At 40.0% G+C, this 26,183-nt stretch carries 23 protein-coding genes; 9 read left to right on the top strand and 14 right to left on the bottom strand.

All coding sequences use genetic code 11. The features are described from left to right. Positions 1–118: 118 nt before the first annotated feature. The 5 genes from CLOCL_RS08470 to iorA all read right to left on the bottom strand — a co-directional run bounded on the left by CLOCL_RS08470 (position 119) and on the right by iorA (position 5,656). Positions 119–1,411 carry a replication-associated recombination protein A gene (locus CLOCL_RS08470; RefSeq protein ID WP_014254933.1) on the bottom strand — a complete coding sequence of 431 codons (1,293 nt, stop codon included), beginning with the start codon at positions 1,409–1,411 and terminating at the stop codon, positions 119–121. Between the two features lie 105 nt (positions 1,412–1,516). After that, complete coding sequence (locus CLOCL_RS08465) at positions 1,517–1,948, bottom strand: ACT domain-containing protein (protein ID WP_014254932.1); 432 nt, start codon at positions 1,946–1,948, stop codon at positions 1,517–1,519. A gap of 38 nt (positions 1,949–1,986) precedes the next feature. After that, complete coding sequence (locus CLOCL_RS08460) at positions 1,987–3,291, bottom strand: phenylacetate--CoA ligase family protein (RefSeq protein ID WP_014254931.1); 1,305 nt, start codon at positions 3,289–3,291, stop codon at positions 1,987–1,989. A 52-nt stretch (positions 3,292–3,343) separates the two neighbouring features. Continuing rightward, entirely contained in the window at positions 3,344–3,916 is a 573-nt protein-coding gene (locus CLOCL_RS08455; RefSeq protein WP_014254930.1) for an indolepyruvate oxidoreductase subunit beta, read from the bottom strand. A 3-nt stretch (positions 3,917–3,919) separates the two neighbouring features. Continuing rightward, a complete protein-coding gene (gene iorA, locus CLOCL_RS08450; protein WP_014254929.1) occupies positions 3,920–5,656 on the bottom strand; it encodes an indolepyruvate ferredoxin oxidoreductase subunit alpha in 1,737 nt (578 codons plus the stop codon). Positions 5,657–6,105: 449 nt separating this feature from the next. On the opposite strand from iorA, the gene CLOCL_RS08445 reads away from it, so the two are divergent. Continuing rightward, positions 6,106–7,335 (top strand): class I SAM-dependent rRNA methyltransferase, encoded by a 1,230-nt coding sequence (locus CLOCL_RS08445; RefSeq protein ID WP_014254928.1) that lies wholly within the window; start codon positions 6,106–6,108, stop codon positions 7,333–7,335. A gap of 32 nt (positions 7,336–7,367) precedes the next feature. Here the strand turns inward: CLOCL_RS08445 and CLOCL_RS08440 are convergent, their stop codons facing one another. Beyond that, on the bottom strand, positions 7,368–7,847 hold the full coding sequence (locus CLOCL_RS08440; RefSeq protein ID WP_014254927.1) for a gamma-glutamylcyclotransferase family protein: 480 nt from the start codon (positions 7,845–7,847) through the stop codon (positions 7,368–7,370). Between the two features lie 568 nt (positions 7,848–8,415). Further along, positions 8,416–9,186, bottom strand: a complete 771-nt coding sequence (locus CLOCL_RS08435) for a nucleoside phosphorylase (RefSeq protein ID WP_014254926.1) — start codon at positions 9,184–9,186, stop codon at positions 8,416–8,418. Between the two features lie 438 nt (positions 9,187–9,624). On the opposite strand from CLOCL_RS08435, the gene deoD reads away from it, so the two are divergent. The 8 genes from deoD (at position 9,625) to cdd (ending at position 18,057) form a co-directional block, all read left to right on the top strand. After that, a complete protein-coding gene (gene deoD, locus CLOCL_RS08430; RefSeq protein WP_014254925.1) occupies positions 9,625–10,335 on the top strand; it encodes a purine-nucleoside phosphorylase in 711 nt (236 codons plus the stop codon). An 83-nt stretch (positions 10,336–10,418) separates the two neighbouring features. Next, positions 10,419–11,477, top strand: a complete 1,059-nt coding sequence (locus CLOCL_RS08425; protein WP_014254924.1) for a BMP family lipoprotein — start codon at positions 10,419–10,421, stop codon at positions 11,475–11,477. Between the two features lie 69 nt (positions 11,478–11,546). After that, entirely contained in the window at positions 11,547–13,076 is a 1,530-nt protein-coding gene (locus CLOCL_RS08420; RefSeq protein ID WP_014254923.1) for a YjjI family glycine radical enzyme, read from the top strand. 2 nt (positions 13,077–13,078) lie between these two features. After that, entirely contained in the window at positions 13,079–13,921 is an 843-nt protein-coding gene (locus CLOCL_RS08415; protein ID WP_014254922.1) for a YjjW family glycine radical enzyme activase, read from the top strand. 73 nt (positions 13,922–13,994) lie between these two features. Then, the gene (locus tag CLOCL_RS08410; protein WP_014254921.1) at positions 13,995–15,548 is read left to right on the top strand and encodes an ABC transporter ATP-binding protein; all 1,554 of its coding nucleotides are present in this window, start codon (positions 13,995–13,997) and stop codon (positions 15,546–15,548) included. Further along, positions 15,532–16,650 (top strand): ABC transporter permease, encoded by a 1,119-nt coding sequence (locus CLOCL_RS08405; RefSeq protein ID WP_014254920.1) that lies wholly within the window; start codon positions 15,532–15,534, stop codon positions 16,648–16,650. Before CLOCL_RS08410 ends, CLOCL_RS08405 begins: the two co-directional genes overlap by 17 nt. Continuing rightward, positions 16,650–17,585, top strand: a complete 936-nt coding sequence (locus CLOCL_RS08400; protein WP_014254919.1) for an ABC transporter permease — start codon at positions 16,650–16,652, stop codon at positions 17,583–17,585. Before CLOCL_RS08405 ends, CLOCL_RS08400 begins: the two co-directional genes overlap by 1 nt. Positions 17,586–17,640: 55 nt before the next feature. Next, on the top strand, positions 17,641–18,057 hold the full coding sequence (gene cdd, locus CLOCL_RS08395; protein WP_014254918.1) for a cytidine deaminase: 417 nt from the start codon (positions 17,641–17,643) through the stop codon (positions 18,055–18,057). A 218-nt stretch (positions 18,058–18,275) separates the two neighbouring features. On the opposite strand, the gene CLOCL_RS08390 is transcribed toward cdd, so the two are convergent. The 7 genes from CLOCL_RS08390 to CLOCL_RS08360 form a co-directional block, all read right to left on the bottom strand. Beyond that, entirely contained in the window at positions 18,276–20,018 is a 1,743-nt protein-coding gene (locus CLOCL_RS08390; protein ID WP_014254917.1) for an AMP-dependent synthetase/ligase, read from the bottom strand. A gap of 235 nt (positions 20,019–20,253) precedes the next feature. Beyond that, positions 20,254–21,432 carry an aldo/keto reductase gene (locus CLOCL_RS08385; RefSeq protein ID WP_014254916.1) on the bottom strand — a complete coding sequence of 393 codons (1,179 nt, stop codon included), beginning with the start codon at positions 21,430–21,432 and terminating at the stop codon, positions 20,254–20,256. Between the two features lie 412 nt (positions 21,433–21,844). Then, positions 21,845–22,285, bottom strand: coding sequence for a helix-turn-helix domain-containing protein (locus CLOCL_RS08380; protein WP_014254915.1), 441 nt, complete (start codon positions 22,283–22,285; stop codon positions 21,845–21,847). Positions 22,286–22,299: 14 nt separating this feature from the next. Next, the gene (locus tag CLOCL_RS08375) at positions 22,300–22,953 is read right to left on the bottom strand and encodes an ABC-2 transporter permease (RefSeq protein ID WP_014254914.1); all 654 of its coding nucleotides are present in this window, start codon (positions 22,951–22,953) and stop codon (positions 22,300–22,302) included. After that, the gene (locus tag CLOCL_RS08370) at positions 22,950–23,669 is read right to left on the bottom strand and encodes an ABC transporter ATP-binding protein (RefSeq protein ID WP_014254913.1); all 720 of its coding nucleotides are present in this window, start codon (positions 23,667–23,669) and stop codon (positions 22,950–22,952) included. Before CLOCL_RS08370 ends, CLOCL_RS08375 begins: the two co-directional genes overlap by 4 nt. Before the next feature lie 1,186 nt (positions 23,670–24,855). Then, positions 24,856–25,350, bottom strand: coding sequence for a hypothetical protein (locus CLOCL_RS08365; RefSeq protein ID WP_014254912.1), 495 nt, complete (start codon positions 25,348–25,350; stop codon positions 24,856–24,858). Positions 25,351–25,625: 275 nt separating this feature from the next. After that, the gene (locus tag CLOCL_RS08360) at positions 25,626–26,165 is read right to left on the bottom strand and encodes a 2'-5' RNA ligase family protein (protein WP_014254911.1); all 540 of its coding nucleotides are present in this window, start codon (positions 26,163–26,165) and stop codon (positions 25,626–25,628) included. Positions 26,166–26,183: the final 18 nt, after the last annotated feature.

The following is a 26,183-nucleotide window of genomic DNA, read 5'->3' as shown; positions in this document are numbered from 1 at the left end:
TTCTATCAAGCAAAACAATTTTATGTAAATTAATATCATGCTATAACGGTAAAAAGCTAAGGACTCATGCCTTAGCTTTTTTTATACCTGTTTTAAATTTTACAACGGTATTTCTCTTCTATTTTCCGTTTCTTCTCTTTTCCAGCCAATCTTTTATTTTTGCTTCAAAGCCGTTGGAAGTGGGATTATAATATATAGTTCCCATCATTTCATCCGGAAGATACTGCTGATCGACAATATTGCCGGGGAAATCATGGACGTATTTATATCCCTTGCCGTAACCTAAGTCACTCATTCCGGAAGTTACAGCATTCCTAAGATGCATTGGAACTTCACCGGTATTTTTGCTTTCTACATCGCTCAGTGCTTTATTTATAGCTGCATAGCATGAATTGGATTTTGGACTTGTAGCAACAGCTATTGCAGCATGGGCTAGAATTATGCGTGCTTCAGGCATTCCCACCATATGTACTGCCTGTGCAGCAGCCACTGCCACCTGAAGGGCAGTTGGGTTTGCCATACCAACATCTTCCGAGGCACATATCATTATCCTTCTGGCTAAAAACATTGGGTCTTCCCCTGCATAAAGAGCCCTGGCCAGATAAAACACTGCGGCATCAGGGTCACTTCCCCTCATCGACTTAATAAACGCACTTATATTGTCATAGTGACCTTCACCGGACTTGTCGAATTTCAAAGCCCTCTTTTGCATACACTCTTCTAAAGTATTTATGTCAATTAATATTTTTCCGTCATTGTTCATCGGTGAAGTCAAAACTGCAAGTTCCAACGCATTTAAAGCTATTCTTGCATCTCCGTTACAACCGTCTGCAATAAATTTCAATGCCTCATCATCTATCTCAATATCATGGTTTCCCAGGCCTCTTTCCTTGTCCTTAAGGGCATTTTTCAATATAGAAATAATTGCCTCATTGCTTAAGGGTTTTAGCATAAATACGGAAGATCTTGAAATAAGAGCCTTGTTAACCTCAAAATACGGATTCTCCGTTGTAGCACCAACCAAAATTATAGTACCGTCTTCAACATAGGGCAGCAATGCGTCCTGTTGCGCTTTATTGAATCGGTGTATTTCATCGATAAAAAGAACAGTTTTTTGGTTCGGGTTAAGAATCGGGTTTTGAGTATCGGATATTATTTTTTTTATATCCGCTACTCCGGCTGTAACTGCATTAAGTTTTTCAAAATTTGCTTTAGTTGTATTTGCAATTATTCGCGCCAAAGAAGTTTTTCCGGTTCCGGGAGGACCAAACAGTATTACCGACGTTATTCTGTCAGCTTTAATCATTCTATAGAGAAGTTTACCTGTCCCTACTATATCCTCCTGTCCGAAAAACTCTTCTAAGGTTCTTGGACGCATTCTATACGCCAAAGGCTCTTTTTTTGCTTCCATACTGCAGTTTTCTACCCCCTGTACACCAATGCTATTGAACTATAGATTTGAATGTTACAAGATCAATTTCAAATTCGGGGCATAAAGTCTCTCTTTACTTTTTGCCTATAATTTATAAACACTTTCAGGCGACAAAACTTTTATACCGCCATTTTTTAACGTTTCAATTGCCTTATCCGAATCGTCAACTCTGATTATAACCATGGCTTCATCAGAAGCCTTTCCAACAAAAGCATACATGTACTCAATTCCTATATCGCTCTTTTCCAATACGCTTAATGCTTTATTTAATCCACCCGGTTTATCTTCAACGCCAATGCCAATAACATCGGTTGAACTCACTGTAAATTCATTTTCTCTAAGTACTTTTTCAGCCATATCAGGGTTGTTGACAATAAGCCTTAAAATTCCGAAGTCAGTAGTGTCAGCTATTGACAATGCACTTATGTCAATATTGTTTTCCCCTAGAATTTTTGTCACTTCTGCCAGTCTTCCCGATTTATTTTCAAGGAATACAGATATTTGTTTTATAAGCATTATTATGCCCTCCTTTTTATTTGTATTACTGAAACAAATTATTTGAGAACACGCTTATCTATGACACGTTTTGCCTTTCCTTCACTTCTCTCAATAGACTTCGGTTCAACAAGCTTTACTTTTGCATTGATTCCTATAGTACTTTCCAACTCTCTTTTTATTTTGCGTTCAACTTCTTCTATCTTCTTAACTTCATCGGAGAACATATTTTGATTCATTTCCACCCAAACTTCCAGGTTATCGAGATTATCAACCCTGTCTACTATCAGAAGATAATGGGGTGCAACTTCAGCTACTTCAAGGAGCACACTTTCAATCTGTGAGGGGAATACATTTACTCCTCTGATTATGAGCATATCGTCCGTTCTTCCTGTAACCTTCGACATTCTGACCAGGGTTCTTCCGCATTCGCATTTTTCATAGTTCAGTGTTGATATATCCCTTGTTCTGTATCTAATAAGCGGCAAGCCTTCTTTCGTAACAGTGGTAAATACCAGTTCACCCTTTGAACCGGGAGGCAGTACTTCTTCTGTCTCAGGGTCAATTATTTCAGGAATAAAATGGTCTTCATTAATATGCATACCGCATTTTAAATGACATTCTGATGCGACACCAGGACCGATAATTTCACTAAGCCCGTAAATATCTATTGCCAAAATTCCAAAACGCTCTTCAATTTCTTTTCTCATATTTTCAGTCCACGGTTCTGCTCCAAATACTCCGGCTTTTAACTTTAATTCCTCTTTCTTTATGCCCATCTCTTCCATTTCTTCTGCCATATAAAGGGCATAGGAAGGCGTACAGGCAAGAACAGTGGTTCCGAAATCCTTCATCAATTGTATTTGTCTCTTGGTGTTACCGCCGGATATAGGAATAACCGATGCACCGATTCTTTCAGCTCCATAGTGAGCTCCCAGACCACCGGTAAAAAGTCCATAGCCATAAGCAATCTGGATGATGGATTCTTTATTTGCTCCGGCACAGGTAAAAGTTCTGGCCATAACTTCAGACCATGTGTCAAGGTCCTTTCTTGTATATCCTACAACTGTTTGTTTTCCGGTTGTTCCCGATGAAGCATGAATTCTTACAATTTCACTTAACGGTGTGGCAAACAGACCATATGGATAATTATCCCTTAAGTCCTGTTTATAAGTAAAAGGCAATTTTTTTAGATCCTCAATAGATTTTATATCTCCAGGTTCCAATCCTATTTTTTGCATCTTTTCCCTGTAAAAAGGCACATTATGATACACCCTTTTTACTGTGTTAATTAGCCTTTCCGTCTGTACTCTGGTCATTTCTTCCCTTGACATACATTCAAATGTAGGATTCCAATACTGCATACATCTTTTACCCCCTATTATTTTTTATTCATAATTAAACACCATAATCTGTTTAAGCACTATAACCTGCTTCGAAAGCCTTAAGGTTTACGTCTAATGCTTTTGCAGGAACATTTTCTTTTAAGGATTCAAGCCAAACCTCTTTGCCGATAGATGTAGATTTGGCTAAAATTCCAAGCAAAACAGTGTTTACGGCTTTTATATTTCCACATTCCTTTGCAATTTGAAGAGCATCTATTGAAATAACGTTTTTATAATTATTTTTTATTTTTTTCACTATATTTTCCGGGTACTTTGCTTTACCGGTTATTACAGGCATGGGATCAATTCTCTGATCATTTAAAATAAGTGTTCCGTCTTCTTTTAAATATTCTATCCAACGAAGAGCTTCCAACTTTTCAAAGGCAATTATTATATCCGCTTCACCCTTTTCAATTATAGGAGAATATACTTTATCACCTAATTTTACGTAGGTTACGACGCTTCCGCCGCGCTGAGCCATACCGTGAACTTCTGAAACTTTGACATCATAATCCATTTTCATTGCAACATTTCCCAAAACCCTGCTGGCAAGAAGAGTTCCTTGTCCACCTACTCCAACTATCATTATATTAAGCTTTTCCATTTTTTATTCACCCGCCTTTTCGAAAGCATTGAAATTACATACCTTTGTACATAACATACAGCCTACACACAGAGCTTCATTAACTTCTATATGGTCGCCTTTGTCAACAATTGCAGGACATCCAACCGATAAACACATCTTACATTTTTTACATTTTTCGATGCTTATCCTGATAGGTCCTTCAAATTTAACATGCTTTAAAAGCGCGCACGGTCTTTGGGATATAATAACCGATGGCTCATCGGCCTGTGTTTCTTCTTTTACTACCTTTTCAAACTCTTTTATATCAAAGGGATCAACAATTCTTACTCTGTCTATACCTATTGCATTGCAAAGTTTTTCGAGATCCACCTGCTTTGTAGGTTCACCCTTTATAGTAAAACCGGTGGTAGGATTGTGCTGATGACCAGTCATACCGGTAATGGAGTTATCCAGTATGATAACCGTTGAATTACCCTTGTTATATACTACATCTATCAACCCGGTTATACCTGAGTGGATAAAGGTGGAATCACCTATAACAGCTACAGTCTTCTTTCCAAATTCAGGTCCTCTTGCTTTTTCCATACCGAGAGCACCGCCGATACTTGCACCCATACATACACAGGTATCCATGCTCTGGGTTGGCGGAAGAGCACCAAGAGTATAACATCCTATATCACCGCTAACTGTAAGTTTTAATTTTCTCAAAACATAATACATACCGCGGTGAGGACATCCAGGACACATAACCGGAGGTCTTACCGGTATTTGCTCATCGGTAACAGGCTTAGTTTCAACTTTTTGGCCGAAAATCTTTTCTCTTATGAGATTTGCACTGTATTCGCCTATAATAGGCAGTTTTTCTTTACCGATAGCTTTAATTCCAAGAGTTTTTACATATTCCTCTATAAACGGGTCAAGTTCTTCAATTATATAAAGGGTTTTGACCTGACTTGCAAATTCTTTAATCAATTTATCGGGAAGGGGATGAACCATACCAAGCTTTAGGTAAGAAACATCGCCGAATGCTTCACGGGCATATTGATAAGCAATACCGCTGGTTATAACCCCAATTTCCTTGTTTCCCCATTCAATTTTATTAAATTCATCGGTATTGGAAAGTTCCTTGAGAGCTGCCATTCTCTTTTCAACTTCTACATGTCTTGGTCTTGCCATTGCAGGCATCATTACATATTTTGCGGGATCCTTGACATAATCTTTAAGCTTGTATTCACTTCTTTCACATATCTCTACTATACTTTGGGAGTGGGAAATTCTAGTTGACAATCTTACAATAACCGGCGTGTCGTATTTTTCACTGACTTCGAAAGCTTTTTTTACAAAATCCTTACACTCTTGACTGTCGGAAGGTTCTAGCATTGGAACTTTTGCACCTTTGGCATAACATCGACTGTCTTGTTCATTTTGTGAACTGTGCATTCCCGGGTCATCGGCAACCATTATTACCAGACCGCCGTTAACACCGGTATAAGAAGCTGTAAACAAAGGATCTGCTGCAACATTAAGTCCAACATGCTTCATTGAACATATAGCCCTTGCTCCTGCTATGGACGCTCCTATTGCCACTTCCAGGGCAACCTTTTCATTAGGTGACCACTCGGAATATATTTCGTCATATTTGGCTATATTCTCTGTTATTTCTGTACTTGGTGTCCCAGGGTAAGCAGCTGCAACAGTAACGCCTGCCTCATAAGCCCCTCTGGCGACAGCCTCATTACCAAGCATTAGTTTTTTCATTAACCTATCCCCCAATACTTTATTTATAATCAATATTTATAAGCTATAAATTTTTCACTGCATATTATAATTATTATCAAATATAAAACAATCATTGTCAATTATTAATTCTGCCTACATTATAAAACTGATGCCTGAAAAATTCCACTTCTCTTATGATTTGATGAACATAAAACTAAAAAACACCTCCAATAATGATACTTAACCCCCGGAGAATAGCTTAATAAAGCTTATTTTTCAGTGTTTTGGAAGCGTCCTCCCGTTTTATTTTGGCAGTTTACATTTATAAGATCAAATACATTAAAGGAAGGTGTACACTGCAATCTTTTTCATTAAATTCAGAATAAAGTATTCCTTTTAATCACATTATAATGATGCCCACCGTTGAAGGCAGAAGAGAAATGTGGTAAAATCAGCGCATAAAAATTCTATTTCTAAAGGTGATACAAATGAAACAGAAACGGCAATATCCAAAAGTCATGATATCTCCAAAAGCGGAGCGCAGTGCAAAAAGCGGGCATCCGTGGATATACGGTGAAGAGATTCGCAAAATAGAAGGTACACCCCAAAACGGCGAACTGGTGGATGTGCTTGCCGGAAATGCCTATATCGGTACTGGCTTTTACAATAATGCCAGCAAGATTACTGTTCGACTTATTTCCAGCAACGCCAATGATGTATTTGACGCTCGCTTTTGGCGCAGACGTGTGGAGTATGCCGTTAATTACCGTAAAACCGTCATGCCCGGTGCAGATTTCGCCTGTTGCCGCATAATTCACGGTGAAGCTGATCAAATGCCCGGTCTGACAGTGGATCGTTTTGGCAGCATCCTGTCGGTACAGATTACCTGCCTCGGTATGGAACTTGTCAAAGACACGATTTACCAAGCTATCTGGGATGTGCTTACCGAAATGGGCGAAACCATTACCGGAATTTATGAACGTAATGACATTGCCTTGCGTGCAAAGGAAAACCTTTCAGAATATAAAGGCTGGTACCGTTCCGATAACATACCCGTTCCTGAATCCGCTGTAACTGAGATATGCGAAAACGGCGTGAAATATCTGGTAGATGTGGAAAACGGACAAAAAACCGGATTTTTCCTGGATCAGAAGTATAATCGCCTGGCTGTGGCCCGTATTGCCAAAGGAAAACGGGTGCTGGACTGCTTTACCCATACCGGTTCCTTCGGTCTTAATGCAGCGTTGGGAGGAGCTGAACACGTGACCTGTGTAGACATCTCACAGTCAGCTATTGACCTGGCAAAATCAAATGCTGTACACAACGGTTTGGACGATAAAATGGATTTTTTGTGCGAGGACGTATTTGACCTGTTGACAAAACTGGTAGAACAAAAATGTAAAGATTACGACTATATAATCCTTGACCCGCCGGCTTTTACCAAATCCCGAAAGACGGTACAGTCTGCTGCCCGCGGATATAAGGAGATTAACCTTAAAGCTATGAAACTGCTGCCTCGTGGTGGATATCTTGCTACCTGCAGTTGCAGCCATTTCATGACCGATGACCTGTTCCGCAAAATGTTGGCAAGTGCAGCAAAGGATGCTTCCGTATCCCTCAGACAGATTGAAGCACGCCAGCAGGCGCCGGATCATCCTATCCTGTGGAATGTTCCGGAAACAGACTACCTAAAGTTTTATATCTTTCAGGTAGTATGATCTGTATATTTTGATTTTTTCATTCGCTGATTTTACATTCCAAAACGGTTTTTACAATGCTCAATTAAATATTTGTTTACATATTCAGAAGGGAAGTGTTGTTTCATTCCTTTATACACTGTATCAAAATATTCCAATGCGGGTTTGATTTCATCAAAATCCTTCTCAACCACTGCATAGGTAAATACTTTAACCCGCTTATTTTCCACTTCAACTTCAACATCCTCAATTCTCTTATAATATTTTGGCGCTCCCTCTCTTTTATCTATTGCCGATACCGCCTGTTCCGGAATATCATAAACTACTCCTAAAACATAATCCCCAGGCGATTTTATTATATTTAAAACGCCTCCTCCCCACTTCATGGAATATCTCGTGAAAGCCAGACGATAGTCATTAAGCCTGCCAATGCCGCAAACACTGAATTTATCTTCACATTCTGCTTTTTTCATAGTGTCTCCGAAAGATTCAAAGTTTGTACAGCTTCCATATGCAAAATACTTTTTATTCAAATCAAGTTTCCTCTCCTTTTCATGAACTTTCTTCAGTTTCTATCCGTTACCAAAATCTATCTATCTTTTGAATATTTTTCACCTTCATAAATATATATCCGGGATTTTGCCCCTTTATCATTTTCTGTAAAAATGCTTCTTGAATCTTTAAAGATTATTGCTACTCACTCATCATAGTCCTCTTACCCGTTCAAATATTTTAAAAGTGTCTTTGCAACAGTTATTATATTTTCCCTTAACAAAGCAAGGTATCCCTCAGGCAAACGGTAAAACAATCCATAATGCTCTACCTGCCGTTTTAGGCTTATCTTGCCTTCAAGATACCTCTTATAAATACAAGAAATTATCATCAATTAATTGTTATATATACTTTTTATTAAATTACAATACGAATCCATCAAGTAATAAAATTATTATCAATCTTGTTATAAGTTCGGACAAAGGTGTTTCTATATCGGATTGAATCTAAGAAATCCTCTATGGTAAATATCATAAATGCATAAATCAAAAATCGCTGCATACAGTTTTATTTTTCATCTTAGAACAAAGAACCGTCCCTTGTTCTAAGCTATAATTCTGTAGCTATTTTTAGGCATAAGTCTACGAGATTGGATCTTATTAAATCTCTGCTATGCCAGGAGCGGCTGTCCCATTCGATTCCGCTCAAATCGTCACCGCAGTACAAAATCTGTCCCAATAAAACGTTCCTGAATTTAGATACAGCGAAAAATGCTGCTGCTTCCATTTCAACGGTAACACAGCCTTCTGAAACTCTTTTTGCTATTTTATCCTCAGTTTCTCTAAAAATTGCATCTGTTGTCCATGTCTTTGCTTTAATAAACGGAATTTTTTCTTTATTTAATATTCTCTCAATAACTTTTACAGCATCGGGGTTGCATTCTATTTCACGTGATGGCTCGATATAATGATATGATACACCTTCATCTCTTACCGCAGAGTAAGGCAATACTAAATGACCTACTTGAATACCTTTCTTTAAAACGCCAGCGCCACCACAAACTATAAATTTTTCAAATCCTGATGCTATCAATTCTTCCAACAATGCTGCCGAACCTGCTGCTCCGACAAAACCACCAACAAGACCCACAGAACAACCATTATATTTAGTTTCATAAATTGGAATATCTATTGTTTCCGAAGGACTTGTACCAATTTGCTCCAATTCACCTCGTTCCAGTTTTTTTCTGATTACTTCCTTGAAAAAAGTAATAACACATGCTTTAGGTACTTGCTTCTTGTTAACAACACTTGAGGGATTAATCTTGGCGTGTTTATTTGAATCAAATTCTAGAATTGGAAATAAGCTTTCGTTTAACATGACAAAATCACCACCTTATTAATAATAATCTACTGCTGTGATTTAAAAAACATACTCTTGATTACCCTATATTATAACTTATTGGAATTTATAACACAAACTACTTAGAATAATTAATTAATTTTTTCAGTATCTCTTTTTAGTAAACCGTAAATATAATAGTCACACCATGCATTAACCATTTTCTTTGCCTAATCATACCCTCACGGGCAAAGTCACACTTTCGACATTATATTGTATAATTCGACATCGTGTGCTAAAATATAAAAGGCACTTTTGATCTTTGAATTTACAGTGTCCTTTATAAATACGTGTAACAGCTTTTATTTCAGAAAAGTATATCCTTTCTTTTGATAATAATTTTTCCAAAAGGAGAAAAAATATGATTAGTTACAATTAAGGTTCCGGAAAGCAATACCATATACAAGGAGGTGAAACATGAGCAGAGTGCCAACTCCACATAACGCAGCAGAAGAAGGGCAAATTGCAAAAACGGTGCTTATGCCCGGTGATCCACTGCGTGCAAAGTTTATTGCTGAAACCTATTTAGAAAATGTTACCTGCTTTAATACTGTTCGCAATATGTTAGGTTTTACCGGTACTTATCAAGGAAAGCCGGTGTCTGTTATGGGACACGGTATGGGTATTCCCTCTATCGGAATTTATTCCTATGAGCTTTTTAATTTTTACGATGTGGACAATATCATCCGCATAGGCTCAGCCGGTGCTTTAAGCGATGATCTGGAACTAAAAGATCTTGTCATTGCTATGGGAGCCTGCACTGATTCCAATTATGCCAGCCAATACCAACTTCCCGGCACTTTTGCACCCATTGCTAGTTTTGTGCTGATGCAAAAAGCTATTGAGGAAGCGCGCAAAAAAGAAATTAGCGTTGCCATCGGCAATGTTCTTTCCACAGATGTGTTCTACAACGCCAATAAAGGTGCTAACGATGCCTGGAAGAGTATGGGCGTGTTGTGTATCGAAATGGAAGCTGCAGCTTTGTATATGAATGCAGCCAAGGCAGGAAAAAATGCTTTGTGTATCCTGTCTATATCTGACCACATTTACAAAGGTACACAGCTATCTTCTCAGGAACGTCAGCTAGGCTTCAAAAATATGATTGAAGTTGCACTGGGAATTATTTAAAAAACAATTTAGGTTTCAGATAAATTAAACAATGCTGAAAAGTAAAAAATAAATAAAAAATATATTGAAAAGGAGATAGTGACATGAAAAAGTTTCTAGCATTACTATTATCGATAATAATGGTCTTTTCAATGACCGCATGCAGCGGAAAGAAACCTGAAAACATTAACAACAATAATAACAATAACAACGACAGCGGTGGCAAGAAGATTAAGATCGGTATGGTTACCGACATTGGCGGTGTAAACGACGGTTCCTTCAACCAATCTGCCTGGGAAGGTCTTCAGCGCGCTCAAAGAGAACTTGGGGTAGAAGTTCGCTATGCCGAATCTGCAACCGATGCCGACTATGCTCCCAACATTGAGGCTTTTATCGATGAAGGCTATGACCTCATCATCTGTGTAGGATACATGTTGGCTGATGCCACTAAAAAAGCAGCTGAAGCTAATCCCAATCAGAAGTTTGCCATCATCGACGATGCATCCATCAATTTGCCCAACGTTACCTGCCTGATGTTTGAACAGAGCCAGGCTTCTTATCTGGTTGGTCTTGTTGCCGGTAAAATGACCAAGACAAACAAAGTAGGCTTCGTTGTCGGTATGGTCAGCCAGACCATGAACGAGTTCGGGTATGGGTATCTTGCCGGAGTTAAAGATGCCAACCCCAATGCTACTATCCTGCAGTTCAATGCTAACTCTTTCGGAAGCACCGAAACCGGTAAATCTGCTGCTACTACAATGATCACCAACGGTGCGGACGTAATCTTCCATGCAGCAGGCGGCACAGGTCTGGGAGTAATCGAAGGCTGTAAAGATGCAGGCAAATGGGCAATCGGTGTAGACAGTGACCAGTCCCCTCTCGCTCCTGAAAATATTCTGACCTCTGCTATGAAACGTGTTGACAATGCATGCTTTGATATTGCTAAAGCCGTTAAGGAAGGCAATTTCAAATCCGGTATCATCACTTATGATCTAAAGTCCGCAGGTGTGGACATCGCTCCTACTACCACCAACTTGCCTAAGGAAGTTCTTGACTATGTAAACCAGGCTAAACAGGACATCCTCAGCGGTAAAATTACCGTTCCGAAAACCAAAGATGAATTTGAAGCAAAATACGGTAACATCTACGAATTAGACGACTAATTCTAACTATTTAAGCAAAACAACCTTAATTATCCAAAGAAGGGTGGCAATCAATTGAGAGATATTTCCATGCAGCGTGTGAACGAAACACGCGAAAAAATACTGGATATAATTAAAAGTCCAACACTCACTCACGAGCAAAAGGTTGCTTCACTGGCCAATGCTGCCGATTCTCTTCTGGAAGTACTGGATTTGCCGGAAGGATTGGACGAGCTGATGAACGTCCCGGAAGATAAAAAATGCATATGCGACCTTAATGAGGGGCACGCTCCTCTTCGCCCGCGATATATAATCCCCGACTACGCCAAATTCATGAAAGAAGGCAGCCGGTTTCTGCAACTTATGCCCCCTACCGACTTGTATGAAGCACTTAATTCTCTGCTTATTTTTTACAAGCATGTTCCCAGCGTGACCAACTTCCCCGTCTATCTGGGGCAGTTGGACATGCTGCTGGAACCTTTTATACAAAATGTGGACGACGCTACTGCCAAAAAACTTCTGCGAGGCTTTTTGGTGCATGTGGACCGTACTATTCTTGACTCCTTCTCCCATGCAAATATCGGCCCTATGCCTACACGTACCGGTCGCTTGCTGCTTGAGCTAGAGACAGAGCTTATGCAGGCCGTGCCCAATCTGACCTTAAAATACGAAGAAGGTGTTACCGATGATGACTTCGCCATTCAGGCTGTAAAAACAGCTTTACGTTCGGCCAAGCCCAGCTTTGCCAACCACTGTATGTTCAGACAGGAACTTGGCGAAAATTACGTCATTGCCAGCTGCTATAACGGATTGCCGTTAGGCGGCGGATCATACACCCTTTGCCGCCTGATTCTCGGCAATATTGCCAAACGTGCCAGCGGAATTGAGGATTTTAAAACCAACCAACTGCCCTATGTTATGGACATCATGGCGCGGTATATGGACGCCCGTATCCGTTTCGAAGTCGAAGAAAGCGGCTTCTTTGAAAATAACTTCCTGGCTAAGGAAGGCTTTATCAGTCGCAATCGTTTTACTGCCATGTTTGGCCTGGTAGGCCTGGCGGAGTGTGTCAACATCCTACTGGAAAAAGAAGGTCGTCCCGGTCGCTTCGGTCATGACGAGTATGCCACCGAACTTGGTGAATCCATTATCAGGCAGATATATGAATTCAACGAAAAACACCATAACCCATATTGCGAAATAACCGGCGGTCATTTTCTGCTTCATGCGCAAGTAGGAATTTCAGAGGATAAAAATATCTCACCGGGCACGCGTATCCCCATCGGGGAAGAACCCGACGAAATGATTGATCACCTCATGGTTATCAATCATTTCCATAAATATTTCCCATCCGGAACGGGTGACATTTTCCCTATGGATATCACTGTTCACCAAAATCCGGAATATGTACTGGATATTGTAAAAGGTTCTTTCCGCAAGGAATTACGCTATCTGTCCTTCTATGAGAAGAACAGCGATGTTATCCGTATTACGGGCTATTTGGTCAAGCGCTCGGAAATCGAAAAGCTAAAAAGTGGTCAGAATGTATTGCATGACACTACCGCTTTGGGAATGGGCGCAGCCCAAAACGGAAAAGTTTTTGATAGAAAGGTGCGCTAATTATGGTGGTCACAGTCAACAAAATCATACCCTTTAGCACCGTTGACGGCCCTGGTAACCGTACAGCCATCTTTCTGCAAGGTTGTAATATGAACTGTTTGTATTGCCACAACCCTGAAACAAGAGGCAAATGTGTGCACTGTGGGACATGTATCAACTCATGCCCCACAGGGGCATTAAGCTTCGAAGGACAGAAAGTTGTTTACAACAGCACCAAATGCATCCATTGTGACAGGTGCATTAACGTATGTCCCCATGACAGCAGTCCCAAAACCCTCGATATGACACCGGAACAGGTTTGGCAAAAGGTAGAAAATCAAATTCCGTTTATCCGCGGTATCACCGTTTCGGGCGGGGAATGTACACTTTATCCGGAGTTTTTAACTGAGCTGTTTACCCTGGCACAGGCTCATGGCCTGTCCACCCTAATTGATTCCAATGGGACTCTTGATTTTGAACAATATCCTGATTTGCTGGCCGTCACCGACGGCGTGATGCTTGACATTAAAGCTGGTAACTCTGAAGAACACAAGCGGGTAACCGGATGGGACAATTCCCTTGTCTTGAAAAATGCCAGGTTTCTTGCCTCGAAGGCTAAACTGTATGAGGTACGTACAGTAGTTTCCCCCGGCCTTTTCGATGCAGAACAAACCATTATACAAACCGGCGACATGCTTAGCGGCTTCTTGTCCCTTCGTCCCATACGATATAAACTTATATCTTATCGTCCTATAGGTGTTCGCCAGCAATATAAGGATACTTTGAAAATCCCTGCACGCGAACAAATGGAATATTACGCCAGACTACTTGCAGCCAAAGGCTTTAAAGATATTATTATCATTTGAATTGTATAAACCATATATACATATACATCACGTAATTCCCGTGAGACAAATATACAAGGAGGGAAAAACGGATTTGAAAAAAACAAGCCATTTTGATCCCAACACAGTTGCCGTTCAAATGACTGACATTGTCAAAAAGTTCGGTAATTTCGTGGCCAACGACCACATCAACCTAACAGTTTATAAAGGTGAAGTTCACGCTATTCTTGGCGAAAACGGCGCCGGAAAAAGCACACTGATGAACATATTGTATGGACTGTATAAACCGACATCGGGCAGCATTACCATATTCGGCTCTCCTGTGCACATTGAGAATCCGAGCCATGCCATTGAACTTGGCATCGGCATGGTGCACCAGCACTTTATGTTGGTGGAACCCTTCACTGTTACCGAAAACATTATTCTCGGCATGGAACCCACTAAAGCTATGGTGGTTGACATCAAAAAGGCACGCCGGAAAGTAAAAGAGCTTTCAGAGCGCTATGGAATGCATGTGGATCCCGATGCCAAAATTGAAGACATTTCGGTAGGAATGCAGCAGCGTGTGGAAATCCTCAAGGTACTGTACCGAGGTGCTAACATCCTTATTCTTGATGAGCCCACCGCCTCGCTGACTCCGCAGGAAATCGAAGAACTGATCAATATCATCCGCAATCTCACAGCCGATGGTAAAACCGTGATTCTAATTACCCATAAGCTGAAGGAAATCAAAGCATCGGCTGATAGATGTACTATTATCAGGCAAGGCAAATATATCAATACTGTCGATGTGGAAGCTGTCAGTGAACACGATCTGGCTTCCATGATGGTAGGCCGCGATGTTCAATTTGTGGTGGACAAAAAGCCTATTGAACCCGGTGAAGTCATTATTGACATACAGGATCTCCACGCTAAGGATTACCGCGGCGTTGAAGTGCTTAAGGGCTTGAACCTAAAAGTGCGCCGTGGTGAAATTGTGGGTTTAGCCGGAGTAGACGGCAATGGCCAGACCGAGCTGGTGGAGATTTTAACCGGCTTAAGAAAAGGCGAATCCGGCAAGGTTATCATTGGCGGCAAGGATTTATTTAATGCCGATGCACATACTTTGTTTGATAACGGAGTATCCAGCATTCCGGCCGACCGGCAGAAGCACGGGCTGGTACTGGAATATTCGGTAGCTTACAACCTGGTGCTGCAAAATTATGTTAAACCTCCTTTCTCCAAACACGGCATTTTAAAGAAAGATGATATTTATAAGCATGCGGAAGAATTGGTCGGTAAATTTGACATCCGCGGTGCAGAAGGCGGCACCAAAGAAGCTGGCAAGCTGTCCGGCGGTAACCAGCAGAAAGTCATTATTGCCCGGGAGGTCACCAACGACAAGGACTTGCTTATTGCAGTAAATCCCACTCGCGGTTTGGACGTAGGCGCCATCGAGTTTGTTCACCGATATATTGTGGAACAGCGCAATAAAAATAAAGCTGTGCTGCTGGTGTCCTTTGAACTGGATGAAATCATGAGCCTTTCCGACCGGATTGAAGTCATTTACAATGGCAATATCGTAGGCAGTGTACCAGGCCACAAGGCCAATGAAAAAGTCCTGGGACTGATGATGGCAGGAGGAACCAAAAATGAAACAGAAGATTAATCATAATAGCGAGACCTCTCAGAACATTTTAAAAATTAAAGTACAAGGTCTAATTTATCAAAATGCTCTATATACCATTATTGCTATTTTCTTCGGGTTTCTGGTCGGTGGCATTTTTCTGTGGTCAGCCGGCTTCAGTCCCCTGGAAGCATATGCAAAGTTGTTTAGCAGCGTGTTTAGCCGTCCAAAGTATCTCATTTGGTCGGTAATCTATGCAACCCCGCTGGTGTTTACGGGATTGAGCGTGGCCTTTTCTTACAAAATGGGTGTTTTCAACATCGGTGCAGAAGGTCAGTTTGTTGTAGGTTCACTGGCCGCTTTGTGTGTAGGAATCCTGGTGGACGCTCATCCTGTTTTACACGTATTGCTATGTATGCTGGCAGCTATTGCAGCAGGTATGGTGTGGAGCTTCCTGGTAGCAGTGCTTCGCGTCCGGTTCGGCATCAATGAGGTTTTGTCCTTCATCATGTTCAATTGGATCGCCTTTTATCTCTCAAACTACGTAATTAACACTAAAACAATTCACAAGGTAGGCGGCGGTGAAGCTTCCAAGGATATTCGTGAATCGGCAAGAATTTTGCTTCCCCAATCGCTGCAGAATATTTTTCAGAGTAATAAAGCCAATTACGGTATTTTACTGGCAATAATTGCAGCAGTTGCTATTTGGTTTATTCTCACAAAAACCACTTTTGGCTATAGAGTACAGGCCGTTGGGCTTAACCCTCACGCAGCCAAATACGGCGGTATTAATTCCGACAAGACCATGTATATCGCCATGAGCCTGTCGGGTGCGCTGGCGGCTCTAGGCGGTGCCGTACAACTGATGGGTAACTCCATGCGCATCAGCCAGTTTGCAGGACAGGAGGGCTTCGGCTTCCAGGGAATCACCGTTGCACTAATTGCTAGCTCTCACCCCATTGGCTGTATTTTTTCCGGGCTGTTTTACGGTGCCATGAAATACGGTGGTTCCAAGCTCAATTTAATTGATGCTCCCACCGAAGTGGTTGACATTATTATGGGCACTATCGTGCTCTTTATAGCTATATCACATGTATTCCGCTATTTAATTACAAGACGGCTTAAGAATAAGGAGGAGAAATAATGGAAGAATTGATTAAAAACCTCGGCCTGATTATTAACGCCACACTGATAGCTACACCTCCTTTGCTTTATGCTGCACTGGGCTCCACTTTTTCAGAACGCAGTGGCGTCATTAACATTGGTATTGAAGGCATGATGACCATCGGTGCTTTTGTAGGTGCTGCAGTAGCTCATTTCACCGGTAATGCCTGGCTGGCCTTTATATGCGGTGGACTGGTTGGTGCTCTCTTTGGACTGATTCACGCCATAGCCTGTGTCTCCTTCGGTGCAGACCAGACCATCTCCGGTACTGCCATAAACTTTTTGGCGCCCGGTGTAGCCATCTTCGTATGTAAAGCCCTGTTTGAGCAATCTTCGAACACTCCTCCACTGGACACATCCCAAAAGCTGCCCAAGTTGTTCAACGGTATTTTCGAAGTGGGAAGTTTTTGGAACAATGTACTTAACACCTACGTTGCTACTTATTTGGCCTTTGTCGCAGTGGCTGTCGTATGGTTTATTTTCTATAAGACCAGATTCGGAATGCGTCTTCGGGCTGTTGGTGAACATCCCAAGGCTTGCGAAACCCAAGGCATCAACGTATTTCGCATCCGCTACTTAGCTGTGATTGCTTCCGGCTTTTTCGCCGGTCTGGGCGGTGCGTATGTTACCTTGTGCACTGTCAGTCAATTCCGTCCCGAAGTTATTGTCGGTCAGGGTTTCATCGCCATCGCCGCTGTTATCTTCGGTAAATTCACCCCTCACGGGGCCATGGGAGCCTGTCTGCTGTTCGGATTGTGCAACGGCTTAAAGGTCTTACTGGGGTCAGGCAACGTAATATCACCAAACCTGATTTCTATGATTCCTTATGTCGTGACAATCATTACGCTGGTGCTGTTTGTCGGTAAATCCCGAGTACCTGCTGCCAGCGGCAAGCCGTATTTAAAGCAGAAGTAAATGAGACGGGCAAAAGTAACCTTTTACCCTTTACTTATAGGAAAGGAGCATATTTATGACACCATCGGAGTTAATTTCTCATGCTTTACAAGCACGTAATCAATCCTACTCACCCTATTCTAATTTTGCAGTTGGGGCAGCGCTACTGTCCAAAGACGGGAAACTGTATACCGGCTGCAACATAGAAAATGCCGCCTACACCCCCGGTAACTGCGCTGAACGTACTGCTTTCTTTAAAGCCGTTAGCGAAGGTGTCAGAGAGTTTTCCTCCATCGCCATTGTCGGAGGTCCAAAAGGAACAGACACTCTGGATTTGTGTGCCCCGTGCGGTGTGTGCCGTCAGGTCATGATGGAATTTTGTGACCCAAAAACCTTCCAAGTGATACTTGCAAAAGATCCGGAAAATTATGAAATTTTTACACTGGAACAAATTCTTCCCATGGGTTTTGGGCCAAAAGATTTGGAAAAATAAAACAAGAAATGATATTAACAATTACTCAGACCTATAAGGCTTGTTACCGGCCAGCGCCTAAAGACGCTGGCTTTCACTTTATATAATCCACTTCGTCTTTAATATCTTTTACAATCTTAAAAGGGACGAACTTATTACCAACTCAATACTCTTTTGTACTAAGTTTTTACTACAATATCCTGATTATATTGTTCTTGCATTAAAATATATCCACTTTCTTAATCCTCTGTGGAATCATCATTGTCGATGCTCTTATCAATAGCATGACGGAGTATTTTCTTTGAAGTATTTTTAATAAATTCCTCCTCGCGGATCTTCACCTTTCTGATGGTCTTGTGAGGTGCCATTCTGCTGTTTACATTCTTTATCTCCTTATTGAAGTATTCTTTAATAGCCTGCGCACCCTCAATACCTTTTAATTTGAGTAATTCGTAATCCGGGAATATCTCGGCAACAATAACTTCCTTATTGCTCTGATTCTTTGTTTCCCCTGCATAAACAACAACCTCCGAAACGCCGGGTATCCTTTGTACCTCTTGTTCGATCTCCTCAGGATATACATTCTTGCCATTGCTCAGAATAATGATATTCTTCAGTCTGCCGGTAATATATAGCCACCCCTCATCGTCTAGCCTTCCATAATCTCCTGTCATGAAATAGCCTTCTTCATCAAATGCAGCAGCTGTAGCTTCAGGATTCTTATAATAGCCAAGCATGACATTGGGGCCCTTAACACAAATCTCTCCCTCTCCGTTTTCATCAGGATCTTTGATCTTGACCTGCTCACCTATTATCGGAATACCGACACTGCCTTTTTTCTGATACTTGTTTCTGTTACATGAAACCAAAGGTGAACACTCGGTTATACCATATCCGTTAAGAATAGTTATTCCAATGGCATCAAAAAAGTCGATTATGTCCTGGTTGATGGCGGCACCGCCCGAAATGATCATCTCCAGCTTGCCTCCAAAATTCTCCAGTACGCTCTTAAAGAAAACACTCCGCAAATCTATGCCTATTTTCCTTAAGAAATTGCTAACCTTTATCATACGCTTTAGCATATTAGCCTTACCGCTTTTTTCTGCTGTGTTCCATATCCTTTTATACATAGTTTCTACGAATAACGGTACCAGGACCAAATGACTGGGCTGCTGCTCCTTTACTTCGTTTAAGAAATACTTAAGTCCGCTGTTAATAAAGGTTGTGCATCCCTGCGAAAAATGTCCGACAAAAACCACTGTAGAGCAATAAGTATGGTGCGGTGGAAGCACTGACATGGTTTTTGGTGTTATGGCAAAGAGATACATACCCTGTGTCATGTCTGAAGCTATATTTTTTTGGGAAAGCATAACACCCTTGCCCTTGCCTGTTGTTCCCGATGTGAATACGATGGTCGCAAGCCTGTCGGGATCAATTTCATAATCATAGTATGAATTATCTCCGTTTTCGAATTTTGCCTTTCCCCTTTCAGCCAGATCCGAAAGCTTGAGGGCTGGCTCCATTTTTGGCTCGCCCATGCATATATAGGTCTTTAATGTTGGAACGCTGTCACCAATCTGCATGATCTTTTCTTCAACTGAAGTGCTGTAGACAATATATTCACACTCGGCAAAATCGAGCAGCCCCGTTAATTCATTTACAGGCATATCCTTGTCCAGCGGGACAACGATCGCCCCTATAGCCATCAGCGCAAAATAGCTGCAGATCCAGTTATATGAAGTTTCGCCTACAATAGCAACCTTTTTATCAGTACAGCCTAAAGATATCAGTTCTGTACCCAAATTCCTCACATAATCACGCACTTCGCTGAAGGTTACATCAACAGTATTGGTATCACGCGGGTCTTTTTTATAGGAATATGCTATTCTGTCGGGATATTTTCTGGCCACATTTTCGACCATCACCCGGAAATTTTCAAAGACTGTGGTCTCGTACAGTGGATACTTTATATCGGCACTCATTCTCATAATACTCCTTACATCTATTAATCGTTAATTATTTATAACAAATTATTTTTTAATGATAACCTTATCATAAGATAATTTCAATATCGAAAAATCATTTTCGATACGGAAAACAAAGGCAACTCCTTTTCAACTGAAATTACAACCTCATCATCACTGAACTCATTTTTTACTCTAATGACTATTCAAATCTTAGACTTTGAACCATCCTTCATCAGTTAATAATATAAGCTCAATACCTCATAAACAACTTTACTGCTCGCTTCGTTATGCCATAAATATAACCTTCCAATTCTCTCCTAGCAATCTTTAATTCTTTCCGAATTGAAATATTTTGCGGACAATACTGCTCGCATTTACCACAATCAATACAATTAGAAGCAGCTGTGCTGTCCCTGCGGAGGGCTGTACAAATAAAATAATCTATAAAACCTGCAATTTTACCATCTGTATACCGCCTGTTATATGCTGCCAACGTACCCGGAATATCAACTCCCTTAGGACAAGGCATACAATAACGGCAACCGGTACAGGGTACTTTCATCTTTTCATTGATGGCTTCTTTTACCTTTGCAATCAGATTAAAATCATCTTCCGTAAACGAATTTACTTCAGCAGTAGCCGCATATTCCACATTTTCCTGTACCATTTCAAGAGAATTCATACCGGATAGGACACAGGTTACTTCAGGTTGATTCCATAGCCATCGAAAGGACCACTCTACCGGGCTGCGCTTAATCGGGTAAGATGAAATGAGTTGTCTTGCCTTATCCGGAAGGTTTCTGGCAAGTTTACCGCCCCTGAGCGGTTCCATAATAAACACTGGCAATCCTTTGGATGCAGCATATTGAACTCCTGTGCGTCCTGCTTGAGTTGTCTCATCCAGATAATTATACTGAACCATGCAAAAATCCCAGTCATATGCATCGATGAGCGAGCAAAATGCATCCGAATTTCCATGATACGAGAAGCCTACCTGACGTATAGCCCCCTTTTCCTTCTTTTTTGCCAGCCACTCATCTATGCCCAGTCCCTTAAGTCTCTCCCAGGTCTTCACATCAGAAAGCATATGCATGAGATAATAGTCTACATAATTTGTACGCAGCCGTTTCAGTTGCTCTTCAAAATATTTATCGAGATCTTCCTTCTTACGGATCATATAATGAGGAAGCTTTGTCGCAATATTGACTTTATCACGGATGCCATTGTCAGCCAATATAGTCCCTAACGCAGCCTCACTACCTGGATAAATATAAGCCGTGTCAAAATAGTTTACGCCTGCTTCATAAGCTGCCATGATCTCGGCATTGGCCTTTTTTATATCAATCCTTCCTGCTTTCATTGTAAAACGCATACATCCATAACCTAAAACAGAAAGTTTGTTCCCATATTTATCTTCTCTATACTTCATCGTATTTCCTCCTATTGATATACAGAAGCCTAACATCTTAAATAAAACTCTACATAATGTAGTTGAGGCATTTATATTGCATTACTTCATTTATCAGTTTAACACTATATAATTTTAATAGCAATTAGCAGAATTAGGCTTATAGTTTAATCAGAAAGGTTCAAACCACAAAAAAAGCACCTTTATTAAGCCGCTTTACTTTCATTGAAGTGTTATGTATACAAATTTCTAAAGAAAAAAGTTATCCTTTATTTTTTATGTTCTCAATCTTTCTTTTCTAAAATTACCAACTCTTTTGAATTTTGTATATTAAAGGACGTAACTTTCGGTAATACCTTTCACTACCCTAAGCTGCGTCCTTTATTATTTATTTTATCAAAAAGAGAATATATTGTATTGATAACATCAAGTTCTATTCTTCATCGATCTTCATAGCTCCAAACTTCATTATGTCCTTCAGTTTGGACTCAAATATTTCTGCGGGTATAAGAGCAATACCTTCCTCGTCACTTAGCACAATCAAACGCTGCCCACCTGTAAGCGCAAACTTTTCCCTTGCGGCTTTCGGAATAACAATCTGCCCTCGCTCGTTGATTGTAACAGAACCCCAGATATTTTTTCCCTTCGGGGCAGGAGGAATTATACCAATCCCCTCCGCCGTTTCGGTTTTAACTAAGCTATCAATAGTAACGCCATGCACCTTTGCAAGACAGCTGCATTTTTCAATATCCGGAATGGTAGCTCCGCTTTCCCACTTAGTATAAGCCTGACGGGAAATACCTATTTTCTCCGCGATTTCTTCCTGAGAATAGCCATGTATATTGCGAAGCATAACCAAATTATCTTTCAGCATGATATCGTACTCCTTTATAAATCGATTTTTTCAAAATGTTCACAGGCATTCCTGTAAGAAAGCAAGGTCATCAGAACATAGCACAGCGCACCTATACCGAATAATCCCAGCTGAAGTATTATATACTCAAAACCAAATGAGTTCAATTTCTCAAGTCCGGGTAAATGATGAAGTGTCTCTCCAATTCCGATGGTAAGGAAGGCAGATATAATGTATTGAAAGAAGGGCTTGCCAAAATTATACGCCGTCTTAAAAAAGCCCCCGATGAATATAAAATTAAACAGACCAAATATCACAAAAGCCATACCGAGAGCGAATGGGTTTGCATTCATCAAAGCATTGTTTCTGTACACCGTTGATTCTGAAAATATTGTCATTCGCAGTATGGTTACTGCAACCATCAGGGTGAAGCTACATAATTCGATAAAACACGAGAACAGGAATTTGCCTTTTACCACATCTTTTTTGGCAATGGGAAGTAAGGTTGAAAAAAGAATATCGTTGGTTTCCCGTGCATTTTGAAAACTATAGAATATTCCAAGCGTAACAAAAAATACACCACAGAGTATCGGATAGCCGGGAATAAAAAACATAAAGCCAAAAGCAATAAACAGATAGGAAAGCATAGATGCACTTAGCCTCATTTCTTTTCTTAATATATTAATCATTTTAGCTCACCTCTTTCCAGTCTTAAAAATGTCTGCTCAAGACTTTCGCCCGGCATTGAAAATTGTCTCACAAAATCCGGTTTTGACATTGCGGCAACGATATTCCCTCCTGATATATATACAATATCATCAGCGCATTTTTCTATATCGGAAATAATGTGCGTAGAGAAGAAAATTGCAACACCGGTTTTCTTCAACTCACCAAACAGTTCTAAAAGTTCATCTCTTGAAAATGGATCCAGACCACTGGTAGGCTCATCCAAAATCAATATCTCGGCTTTATGGGAAAGTGCCAGCAGCAGGTTACATTTCACTTTCATACCTTCCGATAATTCTCGTGGGGTCTTATTTTCATCCAGCCGGAACATTTTCAGAAACTTGTGGTATGCTGTCTGATCCCATGTATCATAAAAGCCCTTTGTGACTTCAACGATATCTCTGATTTTCTTTCTCGGATACCAGTTTACAATGCCGGTGGAATATCCTATTTGCTTCTTGATTTCAGCTTCATGTTCTTTCAGAGGCTTATTAAAAAAGATAATCTCGCCGCTGTCGGGATGGACAAGGTTCAGCATAGATTTTATTGTCGTAGTTTTCCCTGCACCGTTTCTGCTGATAAAACCAGTAATCTTTCCTGCATCCAGAGAAAAGTTTACACTATTCAATCGAAATGTCGGATATTCTTTGACAAGATTTCGGACCGTTACAATACTCATAAACCATCCTCCAAAAATCCGATTTATATGTATATTGTAACCCCTGGTTGCATAAGTATCCACCAACCGCAGATAACGAATTTTTATAAATTATGTTAAGTTTGGTTGCATAATCTTATCAAAATTCCAGATGCAAAGGATATCTCGACAATGATTATCGGATATGGTTGTTTTATAGATATGGACTTCCAGTGCTCTGATATGGTTATTTACAGATACTTAAAAAACCGAAAAGTGTTATTGAACTAAAACTGTGAATTATATTTTACCATTCACAGTTACTAGTAAATAATCCATCAACGGTGTAAAATTCATGGTCTTAACGTTACTATGTAACTAACTTTTTGTTGGCAAATTACCCAAAAAAGCGCTAATTGTTAGGCTATCAATAGAAGATTCATAAGCTTTTAAAAGATATATCAGAAACAGGATAGTTTATAGGTTTTGTCATCATAAAGCCGGTCAACATTAAATCTCAATAACGATAAAAAAACTGTAAGACAAAAATTTTGTTATATATAAATTATCGAAAAAAAGTGCATATCTTAATACCAATTTTTTGTACAATAAAATATAATTAGTTTAACATGATAAAATCAGTTATCAATATTCAACATACTTTATGAGTAAAATTTTCTAATTTTTCCATAAAAATCAATAATATCTTCCAAGTCTTTAAAGATACTTTCAGAAGTTTTAATCCTTGAGAACATTACATATTGTTAAAAAAATCCAAAACTACCGTCATCAAGTGTAATCATAATATTATAAAAAAACACTGTGTAACGACTTAAAAACACAGTGGGATTAGTAATTATATATCTGAATAGCTTTTATTTTTCTTACAGTTTTTACATAATAGTTCTTTGTGGTATTCCGGTTCAGGTAACTTAGAATAATATTACCGTATTGTTACTTTTCAAACTCAATTCTTTCTTTTGCAAAGATTATCTGTGGAAATCCAAAAAACTTGTTTTTTCAAAAAAGGTTCCAGACACAATTGTATAAAAGATAACCTCCGAGAAAATGGATTAATGTCTGGAAACTTTCTTTAGTCTTATTCACTTCTTCTACTTATTCACCCTTGATAGAGTAGTAGAGGTATTACCACCTCCGGGTAGAAGGGTAAGCAATTTGCAACCCATCCCCCACAGAACTGGAAGTTCGGTTTTCCCGCATACGGCTTTCACGGATCCATAATTATTTCAATGGAACGTTTAAAGTTGAAAATATTATCCCAGGCACCGATAACACAGGAAAAGCTACCATTAGATATATTGTCCAACTCCTTTGTGTCAATTATAAATTGTCCCTTAAATAGATTACCTTGTGTATAGTATTTGATTACTTTTTGGTTTACTATTAACTCTACCCGGGACAGGGTAACCTTTGCATTCTCGTCTAAAGGAATTATCTCATAATCGATATAATAAAGTCCATCTTTCGATTTTTTCGGGTGAGAATTTGATACCCTGACCTCATAAGGTGCATCAATACGCTCCAATACTTTTGCACCGCCCCAACCATCCTCTAAGGGATATTTCCCTTGTGGATTATATTTATCGTACAGATTCTGACGGTGAACTCTGAAATTAGAGAATCCGGTCAACAGAATACGGCCAGGGGCGCTGGTGCCTAATCCATTTTGTGCCGCCACGTCCAGTAGTCTGTCCGTCTCCACAAGGCTCTAGTTAACTGAATCGATGTCTGTTTCCCGTAAAACATATTATTCATTCAGCCTCTCCAGCAAAAACACAAAAAGAGTCAACATAACTGTCATCTGCGTTTCAAAAGCATCCTCTGTCTATCAACTGTATTAACTATTATAGTCTATTTTTACGCAGATAAAATCATCTGGAGTTTTTGTAGGACAAAAGAACGACCGTCTTGACGTAGGTTGAGTTGACGGAATTGATGTCCAAGACATAAAACTGTCCTCTATTGCATTAACAGAAATTATCTATTTAATTCAATAGTAAATATCTCTTCGACAGGCATTGTTATTTTTACTAACCCTATCGAAACGAATTCGCCATACATTTTTTCGAATTCATGCAATATTAAATCGCTTGCCTTATAAAAAACACTGTCCTCATCATCACGAGTCAGAGCGATGGTGCAATGTGGAACCCAACAATCTGGACAATACCACTCCCAGCCTTTTTTATCAAAATCATTTAGATATTCGTGTAATTCTCGCTGAAACTGAAACATACTACTATTCATCACAGGCGATACAAAAATAGTCTTTGTATCAGTAAACATTCCTACAGAAGCAATACATGCAGGCATTCGCTTATGACTTTTAGCAAACTCTATTAAGAGTTTAATACATTTCTCTTCATCCACATCATTAAAACAAGCTAATGTAAGGTGAGGTCTTGTTTTCCATTCCAAAAATTTTGTACTCAATTTTTCATCTGCTATTCTTTTTGCCAGATTAAAAAGCTTCTGTTCCGTTACTTTATCAAAATACAATTCTATTGCGTATTGCATATTACTTACCTCCACAAA

Source organism: Acetivibrio clariflavus DSM 19732, from assembly GCF_000237085.1.
GTDB lineage: Bacteria > Bacillota > Clostridia > Acetivibrionales > Acetivibrionaceae > Acetivibrio > Acetivibrio clariflavus.
This window is presented reverse-complemented; position numbering and strand designations above follow the sequence as displayed.

Bases quoted from the DNA above. Each gene is read 5' to 3' on its own strand.
- CLOCL_RS08425 (WP_014254924.1), top strand. From the start codon at position 10,419: ATGAAAAAGTTTCTAGCATTACTATTATCGATAATAATGGTCTTTTCA.
- iorA (WP_014254929.1), bottom strand. From the start codon at position 5,656: ATGAAAAAACTAATGCTTGGTAATGAGGCTGTCGCCAGAGGGGCTTAT.
- CLOCL_RS08390 (WP_014254917.1), bottom strand. From the start codon at position 20,018: ATGAGTGCCGATATAAAGTATCCACTGTACGAGACCACAGTCTTTGAA.
- CLOCL_RS08370 (WP_014254913.1), bottom strand. From the start codon at position 23,669: ATGAGTATTGTAACGGTCCGAAATCTTGTCAAAGAATATCCGACATTT.
- CLOCL_RS08405 (WP_014254920.1), top strand. From the start codon at position 15,532: ATGAAACAGAAGATTAATCATAATAGCGAGACCTCTCAGAACATTTTA.
- cdd (WP_014254918.1), top strand. From the start codon at position 17,641: ATGACACCATCGGAGTTAATTTCTCATGCTTTACAAGCACGTAATCAA.
- CLOCL_RS08415 (WP_014254922.1), top strand. From the start codon at position 13,079: ATGGTGGTCACAGTCAACAAAATCATACCCTTTAGCACCGTTGACGGC.
- deoD (WP_014254925.1), top strand. From the start codon at position 9,625: ATGAGCAGAGTGCCAACTCCACATAACGCAGCAGAAGAAGGGCAAATT.
- CLOCL_RS08385 (WP_014254916.1), bottom strand. From the start codon at position 21,432: ATGAAGTATAGAGAAGATAAATATGGGAACAAACTTTCTGTTTTAGGT.
- CLOCL_RS08460 (WP_014254931.1), bottom strand. From the start codon at position 3,291: ATGCAGTATTGGAATCCTACATTTGAATGTATGTCAAGGGAAGAAATG.
- CLOCL_RS08455 (WP_014254930.1), bottom strand. From the start codon at position 3,916: ATGGAAAAGCTTAATATAATGATAGTTGGAGTAGGTGGACAAGGAACT.
- CLOCL_RS08465 (WP_014254932.1), bottom strand. From the start codon at position 1,948: ATGCTTATAAAACAAATATCTGTATTCCTTGAAAATAAATCGGGAAGA.
- CLOCL_RS08375 (WP_014254914.1), bottom strand. From the start codon at position 22,953: ATGATTAATATATTAAGAAAAGAAATGAGGCTAAGTGCATCTATGCTT.
- CLOCL_RS08435 (WP_014254926.1), bottom strand. From the start codon at position 9,186: ATGTTAAACGAAAGCTTATTTCCAATTCTAGAATTTGATTCAAATAAA.
- CLOCL_RS08445 (WP_014254928.1), top strand. From the start codon at position 6,106: ATGAAACAGAAACGGCAATATCCAAAAGTCATGATATCTCCAAAAGCG.
- CLOCL_RS08470 (WP_014254933.1), bottom strand. From the start codon at position 1,411: ATGGAAGCAAAAAAAGAGCCTTTGGCGTATAGAATGCGTCCAAGAACC.
- CLOCL_RS08360 (WP_014254911.1), bottom strand. From the start codon at position 26,165: ATGCAATACGCAATAGAATTGTATTTTGATAAAGTAACGGAACAGAAG.
- CLOCL_RS08380 (WP_014254915.1), bottom strand. From the start codon at position 22,285: ATGCTGAAAGATAATTTGGTTATGCTTCGCAATATACATGGCTATTCT.
- CLOCL_RS08420 (WP_014254923.1), top strand. From the start codon at position 11,547: ATGCAGCGTGTGAACGAAACACGCGAAAAAATACTGGATATAATTAAA.
- CLOCL_RS08400 (WP_014254919.1), top strand. From the start codon at position 16,650: ATGGAAGAATTGATTAAAAACCTCGGCCTGATTATTAACGCCACACTG.